The organism is Marinifilum caeruleilacunae (genome assembly GCF_013141825.1).
Taxonomy (GTDB): domain Bacteria; phylum Bacteroidota; class Bacteroidia; order Bacteroidales; family Marinifilaceae; genus Marinifilum; species Marinifilum caeruleilacunae.
In genome coordinates this window covers 64,888-77,939 of sequence record NZ_RZNH01000016.1, presented here as the reverse complement: position 1 = coordinate 77,939, position 13,052 = coordinate 64,888, and the positions used below count along the sequence as shown (strand labels likewise).

8 protein-coding genes are annotated in these 13,052 nt (G+C 38.6%); 6 read left to right on the top strand and 2 right to left on the bottom strand.

The annotated features are described in order from the left end of the window. The first annotated feature begins 38 nt into the window (after window positions 1-38). The 4 genes from ELS83_RS11090 (at window position 39) to ELS83_RS11075 (ending at window position 7,493) form a co-directional block, all read left to right on the top strand. The gene (locus ELS83_RS11090; RefSeq protein WP_171595637.1) at window positions 39-1,904 is read left to right on the top strand and encodes a glycoside hydrolase family 13 protein; all 1,866 of its coding nucleotides are present in this window, start codon (window positions 39-41) and stop codon (window positions 1,902-1,904) included. A 32-nt stretch (window positions 1,905-1,936) separates the two neighbouring features. Continuing rightward, complete coding sequence (locus tag ELS83_RS11085; RefSeq protein WP_171595636.1) at window positions 1,937-4,345, top strand: glycoside hydrolase family 31 protein; 2,409 nt, start codon at window positions 1,937-1,939, stop codon at window positions 4,343-4,345. Continuing rightward, on the top strand, window positions 4,345-6,000 hold the full coding sequence (locus ELS83_RS11080; RefSeq protein ID WP_171595635.1) for an alpha-amylase family glycosyl hydrolase: 1,656 nt from the start codon (window positions 4,345-4,347) through the stop codon (window positions 5,998-6,000). The genes ELS83_RS11085 and ELS83_RS11080 overlap by 1 nt, the downstream gene beginning before the upstream one ends. A gap of 116 nt (window positions 6,001-6,116) precedes the next feature. Beyond that, window positions 6,117-7,493 carry an alpha-amylase family glycosyl hydrolase gene (locus ELS83_RS11075; RefSeq protein WP_171595634.1) on the top strand — a complete coding sequence of 459 codons (1,377 nt, stop codon included), beginning with the start codon at window positions 6,117-6,119 and terminating at the stop codon, window positions 7,491-7,493. A gap of 183 nt (window positions 7,494-7,676) precedes the next feature. Here the strand turns inward: ELS83_RS11075 and ELS83_RS11070 are convergent, their stop codons facing one another. Then, window positions 7,677-8,402 carry a LytR/AlgR family response regulator transcription factor gene (locus tag ELS83_RS11070; protein ID WP_171595633.1) on the bottom strand — a complete coding sequence of 242 codons (726 nt, stop codon included), beginning with the start codon at window positions 8,400-8,402 and terminating at the stop codon, window positions 7,677-7,679. Next, the gene (locus ELS83_RS11065) at window positions 8,399-9,463 is read right to left on the bottom strand and encodes a sensor histidine kinase (RefSeq protein WP_171595632.1); all 1,065 of its coding nucleotides are present in this window, start codon (window positions 9,461-9,463) and stop codon (window positions 8,399-8,401) included. The genes ELS83_RS11070 and ELS83_RS11065 overlap by 4 nt, the downstream gene beginning before the upstream one ends. Before the next feature lie 284 nt (window positions 9,464-9,747). Between ELS83_RS11065 and ELS83_RS11060 the strand changes: the two genes are divergently transcribed. Together ELS83_RS11060 and ELS83_RS11055 are read left to right on the top strand one after the other, a co-directional pair. Then, on the top strand, window positions 9,748-11,349 hold the full coding sequence (locus ELS83_RS11060) for a sulfatase family protein (RefSeq protein WP_171595631.1): 1,602 nt from the start codon (window positions 9,748-9,750) through the stop codon (window positions 11,347-11,349). A 4-nt stretch (window positions 11,350-11,353) separates the two neighbouring features. After that, complete coding sequence (locus tag ELS83_RS11055) at window positions 11,354-13,045, top strand: glycoside hydrolase family 43 protein (RefSeq protein WP_171595630.1); 1,692 nt, start codon at window positions 11,354-11,356, stop codon at window positions 13,043-13,045. The last annotated feature ends 7 nt before the right edge of the window (window positions 13,046-13,052 follow it).

Here is a 13,052-nt window from a genome sequence, read left to right as displayed (position 1 = left end):
TTTTGCTGTCCTGAATTTTAATAAACGAACTCATGGTTATGAGCACTGTGAACAAATCAATTATTCCAATTTTGTTTTTCTCTTTTTTAAGTCTGACCTCATTTGCAGCAAAGAGTAAAATTGAGAAACTTGAACCTGGATTTTGGTGGGTTGGAATGGAAAATCCAAACCTGCAATTACTAATTTATGGTGAGGGAATAGGAAGCTATCAACCTACACTTCATTATCCTGGTGTGAGTTTGAAAGCAGTGCACAATGTTGAGAACAATAACTATTTGTTTATTGATTTATGGATTGACAAATCTGCGAAAGCAGGACAATTTGAGATTACATTTACCAAGCCAAATGGCAAGGAAATTGTATATCAGTACGAGTTGAAAGAAAGAAGAGAGAACTCGGCCAAACGACAAGGCTTTGATTCTTCGGATGTAATGTACTTGCTAATGCCAGATCGATTTGCCAATGGCAATTCCGAAAACGATTCAGTTGAAGGAATGGCGGAAAAGCTAAATCGCGATCATTACGATGGACGCCATGGTGGCGACATAGCAGGAATCATTAATCAGCTTGACTATTTAGAGGATTTAGGAATTACGGCATTGTGGAGTACTCCTTTGCTGGAAGATAATGAGGAAAGAGGCTCATACCACACTTACGCAATTTCTGATTACTACAATATTGATGCAAGATATGGTGGCAACGAAGCCTACCTAAAACTGTCGGAAGAGTGCAAAAAAAGAGAAATTAAACTCATTAAAGACATGGTTTTTAACCATTGTGCAAGCGCACATTGGTGGATGAAAGACCTTCCGCAAAAGGATTGGGTGCACCAACACGATGAGTACACCAACTCCAATCACCGCAAATCTACGCTGCTAGATCCACACGCCGCACAAGTAGATAAAACCCAATTTACCGATGGATGGTTTGATATCAGCATGCCAGATCTGAATCAGCAAAATGAATTGCTGATGACCTATTTAATACAGAACAGTATTTGGTGGGTAGAGTATGCCAATTTAGATGGAATTAGAATGGATACGCATCCGTACAACGATGCGCAGGGAATGTCCAAATGGGGAGAAGCTCTTCTTACAGAGTATCCGCATTTGAATATTGTCGGCGAAACCTGGTACAAAAATGCGGCAGACATCGCTTATTGGCAAAAAGATGCCTTAAATGCCGATGGATACAATTCCAACTTGCCATGTGTAATGGATTTTCAATTGTTCTTTGCAATGGAAAAAGCATTTCTGGAAGCCCAGGAGTGGGAAAATGGTGTAGTGCGTTTGTATAAAAGCCTTTCGGCAGATTATTTATACAAAGATTTGAACAACATCCTGATTTTTTCGGAGAATCATGATACCCAAAGAATCATGTCTACCCTGAAAGGAGATTTGGAAAAATTCAAACTGATGAACACTTTTCTGATGACCACCAGGGGAATACCCCAGATTTATGCCGGGATTGAAATTCTTATGGAAGGGAAGAAAAGTGATGGTGATGGTAAAATGAGAATTGATTTTCCAGGAGGCTGGGAAGGAGATGAAAGAAATGCTTTCAGCGCCGAAGGTAGAAACGATAAAGAAAATGAAGCTTTTAATTTCTTGCGAAAATTGCTACAGTGGCGAAAGATCAACCCCGTTATTCATAACGGTAAACTCACACATTACATACCAGAAAATGATGTGTATGTCTACTTTAGATCGAATAAGGAAAAGACGGTAATGGTTGTGCTTAATAATGGTGAAGCAAAGCAGGAGTTGAGTTTAGGTCGCTTTTCGGAAAAAATAAAAGATTTTACTAAAGGATATGATATTTTGAGTGAACAGAGCATTTCTTTTTCAACTGGGAAATTGGAAGTGAAAGGGAACACATCAATGATATTGGAATTAAAGAAATAGATAAAAAGCCTGTGGGCATTTTGAGTTAGAGTATGAGATTATTACAAGGATTAAGATTGAGATTATTCGTATGTGTTGTATTGCTTGCAGCAGCGACAAGTGTTTTTGCGCAAAATAGTACAAGAGAGTTTCGTTCATCTCAATTAAAGGGAAAGGTTTTAGAAGTTGAAACCAACGATGGTACTTATGAAATTCAGTTTTATAATGAACACATTGTAGAGACAGCATTTATACCCAATGGAGAAGAAAAAGGGATTTCGCATGCCGTGGTGATGAATCCGGAAGTGGAAGGTCTTAGCCTGATTGAAAAAAATGGAACTTTAGCTTACATGTCGAAAGGACTTGTTGTAGAAATATCAAAGTCGCCATTTTCGATTCAGTATTTGTATAAAGGAAAGAACCTGATATCCGAAAAGGAAGGATATACCAAAACTGACAGTACAGAAAATATCGATTTTACAATTGATAAAGACGAAGTATTATTTGGTGGTGGAGCACGTGTATTGGGGATGAACCGCCGGGGAAATCGTCTTCAGTTGTACAATCGCGCTCATTATGGCTATGGAACACATTCTGAATTGATGAATTATACCATGCCGCTTGCCATATCGTCGAAGAAATATGCGGTTCATTTCGATAATGCACCCATTGGATTTTTAGATTTGGATAGTCAAAAAAACAATACACTTCGTTACGAAACCATAAGTGGCAGAAAAGTATACCAGGTGATTGCAGCCGATACATGGGAAGATTTTACATTCGAGTTTACCGAGCTTACAGGCCGTCAGCCAATGTTACCACGTTGGGCATTTGGAAATTTCTCGAGCCGATTTGGATATCACTCGCAAAGAGAAACTGTTGAAACCATCGATCATTTTCTGAAAGATTCAATTCCGGTTGATGCCATTATTCTGGATTTGTACTGGTTTGGAAAAACAGTGAAGGATGAAATGGGGAATCTTGCCTTTGACAGAGATTCATTCCCAAATCCTGAAAAGATGATCTCCGATTTGAATGACAGGGGAGTGAAAACAATTCTGATTACTGAACCATTTATTTTAACGACTTCGGATCGTTGGGATGAAGCAGTTGAAGAAGGAGTTTTGGGCCTTGATTCATTGGGAAATCCATACACATATGATTTCTTTTTTGGAAATACCGGATTGGTTGATGTATTTAAGCCAAAAGCGATTGATTGGTTTTGGAATATTTACAAAGGCTTGGCCGATAAAGGTGTAGCCGGTTGGTGGGGCGACCTTGGAGAACCTGAAGTACATCCGGCGGAATTGCTACATGTAAATGGTACTGCCGATGAGGTTCACAATATCTATGGTCATTACTGGGCCAAATTGGTTTACGATGGATATCAGAAAGATTTTCCAACGCAACGCCCGTTTATTCTGATGCGTGCAGGAGCAGTTGGTTCTCAACGATATGGTATGATACCCTGGACTGGAGATGTGAGCAGAAGCTGGGATGGTTTAAAACCACAAACAGAAATTTCTTTGCAGATGGGATTACAAGGCATCTCTTACATGCATTCCGATTTGGGTGGATTTGCAGGCGCTAATTTAGACGATGAATTGTATACCCGTTGGTTACAATATGGTGTTTTCCAACCAATATTCCGTCCGCACGCACAAGAAGATGTAGCTTCGGAACCAGTTTTTAGAGAGCCTAAAACAAAGGCCTTGGCGAAAAAAGCGATTGAGTTGCGTTACCGCCTGATGCCATATATTTATAACATGGCATTTGATAACAACCAGACTGGTTTGCCACTAATGCGACCACTTTTCTTCGAAGAAGAAGACAACAAAGACCTATTGCACATTTCTGATACCTATTTGTGGGGCGATGCATTTTTGGTATCGACAGTAACAGATGCAGGCCTGAAGAGCAAAGAGGTTTATATGCCTAAAAATTCTGTTTGGTTCGATTTTGTTAGCGAGAAAAAATACCAGGGAGGTAAATCTTATACCATTCAGACAAGAGAAGAAAATATTCCAGTATTTGTAAGAGGTGGGTCGTTTATTCCGATGGTGAATGGCATGAAAAATACCATTGGCTACTCGCTTAAAAATATGGATTTGCATTACTATCACGATGCATCGGTAAAAGAAAGTAAGGGAAAAGTATACAACGATAATGGTGAAACTCCTGAAGCATACGAAAAAGGTGAATATGAACTGTTACAATTCAGTTCAACTTTTGAGGCAGGAAAATTATCTATTGATATTGTGAGTGACCTGGGAAATAATTATCAGGCCACTGATAAAAACATTTCATTCAGTATTCACAATATTGAAAAAGCACCAAAGAAAGTAAGCAGCCATGGTAAAAAACTAGACTATAGCTGGGATGAAAACTCACATACTCTTCGATTTAGTGGAGAGCTTAAGGCAGGAAAAAATCAATCAATTACAATAAAACTAGCGAAATAATGAAGGTGAAAGTATTCAGCATTTTTGCATCGGTATTAATTTTATTATCGGCTTGTGCTAAAGTTGATAAAAAAGTAGAGCAGCAAGAAACTCCTTTTGTTTGGGAAGGGGCCAACCTATATTTCATGTTAACCGACCGTTTCAATAATGGAACTGCGGATAATGATGTGAATTTTGAAAGAAATTTACCAACCGGAAAGCTACGTGGCTTCGAAGGTGGCGATATCAGGGGAATTATTCAGAAAATTAATGATGGTTATTTTACCGACCTGGGAATTAATGCCATTTGGTTTACTCCTGTAACAGAGCAAATTCATGGTGCAGTTGACGAAGGCACAGGAAACACTTATGGTTTCCACGGATATTGGGCAAAAGACTGGACAGCTTTGGATCCAAACTTTGGAAGTATGGAAGATCTGAAAGAGCTTGTTGAAACCGCTCATGCCAATGGAATTCGTGTGGTAATGGATGCTGTTATCAATCACACTGGTCCGGTAACCGGGAAAGATCCGGTTTGGGAAAACGATTGGGTGAGAACAGAGCCACAATGTACTTACGATAGCTACAAAAATACCATTGAATGTACTTTGGTTAAGAACCTTCCGGATATAAAAACTGAAAGCACGAAAGAAGTGGAGCTTCCTGAGAGCCTGGTTCAAAAATGGAAAGCAGAAGGAAGATATGATCAGGAGGTGAAGGAATTGGACGAGTTTTTTGCTCGTACAGGATATCCTCGAACTCCTAAAAATTATATCATCAAATGGTTGTGCGATTATATTGTAGAATTTGGGATTGATGGCTATCGTGTTGATACGGTAAAGCATACCGAGGAATCGGTTTGGGGCGATTTTCGTAAGGAATGTGAATATGCCTTTGCACAATGGAAGAAAAACAATCCTGACAAGGTGTTGGATGATAATGATTTCTACACTGTGGGAGAGGTTTACAATTACAATATCAGCCATAAATTTGCTTTTGATTTTGGAGATAAAAAAGTGAACTATTATGCCAATGGATTTACCGATCTGATCAATTTTGAGTTTAAGTACAATGCGCAATCGTCATACGAAGAATTATTCTCTATGTATTCTGATATCCTGAATGGTGACCTAAAAGGATATGGTGTATTGAACTACCTGACATCTCATGATGACGGTTCTCCATTTGACCAGAAAAGAGAGAGAACATTCGAATCTGCTACCAAACTATTGTTATCGCCTGGAACTTCACAAGTATATTATGGCGATGAATCGGCCAGAACATTATTGGTTGAAGGGACAGAAGGCGATGCTACCCTTCGTTCGTTTATGAACTGGGAGGATATTGAAAATGATGCCCAAACGCAAGCGGTATTAAGTCACTGGCAAAAATTGGGGCAATTCCGTGCAAATCACCCAGCTGTGGGGGCAGGTGTGCACAAAATGATTTCTGAAAGCCCTTATGTTTTCCGCAGATCGTTTAGCAAGGGAGCATACCAGGATCAGGTTTTTGTGGCTTTGGATTTGGACAAAGGAGCGAAAGAAATTTCGCTTGCTGAATTGGAAAATGGAACCAAGCTAAGAGATGCATATTCTGGTAAAGAAACAGAAGTGAAAAACGGAAAAGTAAGCATTGATACTGAATTCGACATTTTACTATTGGAAATTATAAAATAGAATGAAATGTGTGCTAAGTGGAGACTGAATGATATTAGAATTTTAAATCACTCATTCACTCATTCACTCATTCACGAAATAATAAAAACATCATAATAACTAATCAAATTATTGAAATGAGAAGAGTATTTCAAACTGTAATGAGCCTATTGTTGGTTGCTGGAATTTTGGCATCATGCCAGAACAAGCCGGCTTCAACTAATGTAGCTGAGGAAAAGAAGGCTGAAAAGCCTGTAGAGTGGAGCCGAGATGCGAATATTTATGAGGTAAACATTCGCCAGTATACTCCAGAAGGAACCATTAATGCTTTTGTAGAGCACATGCCTCGTTTAAAGGAAATGGGTGTTGATATTTTATGGTTGATGCCAATTTACCCGATCTCTGAAAAGAACAGAAAAGGGAGCATGGGAAGCTACTACGCGGTGAAGGATTACCAGGCAGTAAATCCTGAATTTGGAACTATGGATGACCTTAAAAACCTGGTAAACAAAGCTCACGAAATGGGTATGTATGTTATTCTTGACTGGGTGGCAAACCACACAGGTTGGGATAATATAATTATGGAAGAGCACAAAGACTGGTACACTCAGAATGAGAAAGGCGAAATCGTAATTCCTGAAGGAACCGATTGGACCGATACTGCTGATTTAAACTACGAGAACGAGGAAATGCGTAAGTACATGACCGAGTCTTTAAAATTCTGGATCAAAGAAGCAAATATTGACGGATACCGTTGCGATGTTGCGGGAATGGTTCCAACCGAATTCTGGGAGAAAGCAAGAATTGAGTTGGATGCAATTAAGCCTGTGTTCATGTTGGCTGAAGATGGTGGTCATGAACTATTGGAAAATGCCTTTGATATGGGATATGGTTGGGATTTCCACCATATTATGAATAAAGTCGCTAAAGGGGAGCAAACAGCCAACGACATCGAAGCATTCTTCCATAAAGTTGATACAGTTTTTCCAGCGGATTCTTATCTAATGAACTTTACAACCAACCATGACGAAAACTCGTGGAATGGTACTACTGAAGAGAGAATGGGTGAAGGTGCAAAAACTTTTGCTGTATTGACTTTCACTATGCCAGGTATGCCATTAATTTATAGTGGACAAGAAGCTGGTTTAAACAAGCGTTTGAAGTTCTTCGAGAAGGATGAGATCGATTGGTCGAATCTTGAAATGGCTGAATTCTACAAGGAATTAATTGCTTTGAAAAAGAACAACAAAGCACTTTGGAATGGTGTTAAAGGAGGAAAATTGGTTCGCATTCCATCTGATCAGAACGAGAAGGTATTTGCTTTCTCTCGTGAAGCAGAAGGAAACAAAGTTGTTGTAATTTTGAACCTGAGCAAAGAAGCTACTAAAGCAACTCTTGAAATGGGTGCAAATGCAGGAAACTATGCTTGTTACAAAGATGCGAACAAACACGATTTAGCGGAAAAGCTTGAGGTGGAATTAAAGCCTTGGGAATACAGAGTATATGTTAAATAAGAAAAGATAGTAAAACCGATTTCCGATTTTTTCGGAATCCGATATCCCAATGATGGCCGCTCTTATGGAGCGGCTTTCTTTTTTTTAAAGTCTAAAAGTCTAAAAGTCTAAAAGTCGAAAAGTCTAAAAGTCGGAGGGAGCTTGTTGGATTTTGCGAAGACGAATGCTTTTACTGTTCACGGTTTACAGGATTGATTTTTTCTCCAGAATACTCACCACCATACTTTTGTAATTGCGCCCAATCGGTATCAGTTTACCTGCAATTTCGATATTGCTGGAAGTATAACTTTGTATTTTGTTGATGGATGCAATAAACGAACGGTGGATTCTTAAAAAGGACGATTCCGGCAGTTTCTCTTCAATATTGCTGATGGTATTCAGCGTAATAATTTCCTGTCCGTTTTCCATGTAAATGGAAACGTAGTTTCGCAAACTTTCAATGTATTGGATTTCGTGTAGAAAAACCTTCACCATTCGTTTCTCCGATTTTACAAAAATAAAAGGTTGTTCTGAGGTAATCTCTTCTTTCATTTCGGGAATCTGGAACTGGGGCTGATTCATCTTAAAATATCGGTTGATAGCCTTAATAAACCTTCCAAAAGGAATTGGTTTGATGAGATAATCCAAAGCTTCCAACTCATAACTCTCCAGGGCAAATTCTGAATAGGCCGTAGTAAATATTACACTTGGAGGATTGGATAGGTTTTTGAGCAACTGAATGCCTGTTAATCCTGGCATTTGGATGTCCAAAAACAGCAAGTCGACCTGTTTCGAGTTTAATACCGATAAAGCTTCTACGGCACTTTTGCACTTGCCTTCCAATTGTAAATAGTCAATTCTATTGATATATTCTTCGATCACATCAATAGCCAAATCTTCATCATCAACAATTAAACACTTTATCTTCATTGCAATTGTAAGTTTAAATTAATCGAATACGAATCTTCATTATCAGTAATTTTTAACTCGTATTTGTCGGCGTATAATAAAGATAACCTCCTTTTTACATTCTGCAAACCTATTCCTCCAATAATAGATTCTTGATCCGAGCTCGACTGAGGAACACTATTTTCGATTTTCAATTTAAGTTCATTATTTGTAATTCCGAGATCAATGGTAATCCATGCATTGCCATCAAAACCTTTGGTGCTGTGTTTAAAGCTGTTTTCTATGAAAGGAAGAATCAGCATGGGAGCAATTTGGTTGGAACCCAAATCTCCCCAAAGGTTAAAACTTAAATCAATACGATCGCCATATCGGATTTTTTCAAGCTCCAAATAACTTTTAATACTGTCAATTTCTTTGGTAAGATCAACACTTTTTGAGTTGGTTTCATATAACATGTATCGCAGTAATTCGGATAGTTTTAGAATGACATCCAGTGATTGATCCGATTTCTTAAGAATTAAAGAATACAAGCTGTTTAAAGTATTGAACAGAAAATGTGGTTGAACCTGATTTTTGAGAAATACCAGCTCAGCTTCAAGCTTTTCCCTTACAAGAAGTTGTTCGTTTTGCTGAACTCTGTTTACATGATCGACCAGTTTTAGGATAAATGGAATGGCGATTACAGTTCCTAAATTAATTGAACTGCGTATAATTTGTACATAGCTGAAGAGAGGTTGTGTTTCGAATTCTTTCAGGTAGTATTTCAGAATAATATAATTGTCGGTAAAACGAGTTGTGAACGCCACAACAATAAGGGAAATTCCAAAGAGTAAAATGAATTTTCCAATTTGTCTTTTGTAAAGGAATTTTGGAAACAGGTAATAAATTACCCAATACACCAAAGCAATTTTCGCTGGTAGGTTTACAAGTTCAACCATCATGGTTTTCTCGAAATTCATATCGTAGCTTCCCCAGGTAACGGCAAAGAAAAGCAGGTAGAATATCCAGTAACTAATGTGCTGAACCCATCTGTTATTTAAGATATTAGCAAATCTCGATTTGTCGGCTGCTATTATTATCATTTCTGTTGTACTTGTTAGTGAAGATCAATTCCTTGCTATTTTACCTCATTTTTACGTACAAAACAAGTTTGACACAAGTCGAGTGGCTTTTGCAGGACGAAATACATGATTTACATCCCCAGTTGTTCGCATTAAAGGACGAATGCCATCGTAAAACCAGGCTTGCAATACATACTTCTCTATAGGTATTCTGTTAAAATAATTTGCTAACTTATAGAGACTTCCATTACTTGGGATAAGAATTCGCAACAATACCGATAATGAACAAGTCCAAAATAGATTTCATGAAGTATAACAAAACCATTCTTTGCATTTTAATTGCATTATTTGCCATTGGGTGCAAGCAAAAATCAACAAGTAAAATTGAACATGAACGTCCGAATATTATATTTATTATGAGCGATGATCATGCATATCAGGCTATTGGAGCCTATGGATCTGTTTTAAACAAAACTCCCAATATCGATAGATTAGCCAATGAGGGAGCACTTTTCAATAATGCCTTTGTAACCAATTCGATTTGTTCGCCTAGCAGGGCTGTTGTACTTACCGGAAAGCACAGTCATTTGAATGGAGTTAGAGACAATATTAATGTGTTTGACAGTACCCAGCAAACGTACCCAAAACTATTGCAAAAAGCAGGTTACCAAACAGCCGTACTGGGAAAATGGCATTTAAAATCGCAACCAACAGGTTTTGATTATTGGAAAGTACTGCCAGACCAGGGACATTATTACAATCCCGATTTCAGAACACCGGAGGGGATTGTTCAGGAAGATGGCTATGTTACCGATATTATTACCGATATGGCTTTGGAGTGGTTGGATAGTAAGCGAGACAAATCGAAACCATTTATGATGATGTACCACCACAAGGCACCGCATCGCGAATGGTTGCCGGCTATGGAACACCTGACTGATTTTAAAGCTGATTTGATTACCGAACCAGAATCATTGTTCGATGATTACAAAGGCAGAGGACGTGCAGCCAAAGAAGCAGAGATGCGAATTTCTGACCACATGGGATTGAGCAATGACAATAAAATAGACCCTGAAATTGTAAAGAGCCTGGGTTTTGAGCAATTTATGGGATGGTACGAAGGTGCTTACAAAAATAACCTGGCTCGAATGACTGAAAAGGAAAAGGCTGCCTGGGATAAAGTTTATGGTCCGATTAATCGTGATTTCGAGAAAAACACACCAAAAGGAAAAGAATTAATTCGCTGGAAATATCAGCGATACATGCAAGATTATTTGGCTTGTATCGAATCGGTAGACAAAAACATTGGTAGAGTATTGGATTATCTTGATGAGACCGGATTGGCAGAAAATACCATTGTAGTGTATACATCCGACCAGGGATTCTATCTTGGAGAACATGGTTGGTTCGATAAAAGGTTCATGTATGAAGAGTCGTTCAGAACACCACTTTTAATTCGCTGGCCAAACAAAGTAAAATCGGGAACGGTAAATACCGATTTGGTTCAGAATCTCGATTTTGCAGAAACTTTTCTTGATGCTGCAGGAGTAGAAATTCCGAGCGATATGCAAGGGAAAAGCATGCTACCATTATTCGATGGAGACAATCAGGATTGGCGCGATGCGGTTTATTACCATTACTGGGAATACCCAGGAATTCATGCTGTTAAACGTCATTACGGGGTGCGTACCAAAACGCATAAACTCATCCATTTCTATTACGATATCGATGAATGGGAGCTTTACGATCTCGAGAAAGATCCGAAAGAAATGATGAATCTGATCAATGATCCTGCCTATGAATTGGTGAAGAAGGATTTAATGGAAAAATTAAATAAGCTGAGGAAGCAATATCATGATACTGACTCATTGAATCAGGCCATTTTAAAATCAGATTTAAGTAGATAGATAAATGAACAAAATGCTAAAATACATGGTTTGTGCATTGATTTTGATTCACTCAAATTTATTTGCACAAGAAAACACTTTCGAAAACCCAATCCTTAGTGGTGGATTTCCTGATCCTTCTATTTGCAGGGTGGGTGATGATTATTACATGGTGAATTCTACTTTCGAGTATTTTCCGGGCTTGCCAATACATCACAGCAAAGATCTGGTAAATTGGGAGCTTATTGGTTATGGTTTGCATCGCGAAAATCAATGCAATGGTGCGGTTAATTTGGTAGATGTAAATTCAAACGGAGGAATACATGCACCTACCATCCGTTACCACGAAGGAACATTCTACATTATTACAACCAATGTGTACTACGATCCAGATAAAAAAGAGAATCCTACTGATTTTGTGAACTTTATCATTACTGCAAAATCACCTGATGGTCCTTGGTCGAAGCCACATGTTTTAGAAGGTGCTCCTGGCATCGATCCGGATATCTTTTTCGATGATGATGGCAAAGTTTGGTATGTAGGAACTCATTCGCCTGAAAATCCAAATTTCGATGGAGAGGGAGAGATCTGGCTACAGGAAATCGATATGGAAAACTGGAAATTGACAGGTGAAAGAAATTATTTGTGGAGAGGAGCCTGCGGTGGTGTTTGGGTGGAAGGACCGCACATGTATAAACGCGATGGAAGGTATTACCTGATGGTTGCTGAAGGTGGAACAAGTTTCAATCATGCAGTAATGATTGCGGTAAGTGATGATATTAAAGGTCCTTATCTTTCAAACCCTAGAAACCCTATTCTTTCAAGCAGGCACTTGACTTATGATTTTTGGGTAAATAGTACCGGGCATGCCGATTTAATTGAGTTGGCCGATGGCCGATGGTATATGGTAGCCCTGGGAATTCGTGGCGATATTGACCGTCGATCGAACATGGGAAGAGAATCGCATTTGATTCCTGTACAATGGGAAAGAGAACCTTTCGAGTGGCAGGAAATAAAATACGAATGGCCAGTATGCGCACCGCAAACCGGAAGAGTGGAACGAATCAACACAGTGCCATTCGAGAATACAAAACAGAAGATTAAAACACAATTTAATGATGATTTCCAATCAGAATCCTTAAAGCTGGAATGGAATTTTAGAAGAGTACCATTGGAAAATACCTATTCGCTTACTGAACGTGAGGATCATCTTCGATTGTTTGCGCATCCTAATGTGATAAAAGAACGTGGAAGAGCCAGTTTAATGGGATTTCGCCAAAAGCAAAGCTTGTTCAATTACCAGGCAAAAATGAGCTTCAAAACCAGAGAGAAGGGTGTAGAAGCTGGATTGAGCCTCTTTCAAAAGGATGATAATCATATCAACTTTACCGTGGAGAGAAGAAATAAATCCTATTTTCTAAAACTGACATTGAAGGCGCACGATACGGCTACTAAAGTGCTTGAGGAAAAAGAACTTGAAGGATACAAAGGTGATATCCTGCTGAAAGTCTCAGGAACAAAAGATAGCTATACATTTGAATATACTTTGGGAGTTGAAGATGAGTTTAAATCTTTAGCTGCACTGGAAAACAATCATCTGATTAGCAGGGGATATACGGGCGCTTACCTGGGTCTCTATGCAACTTCGAATGGAAATAAAACCAAAGCTTTCGCCGATTTCGATTGGGTGAAATGTAATTACGAAACTTTAAAATAAAACACAA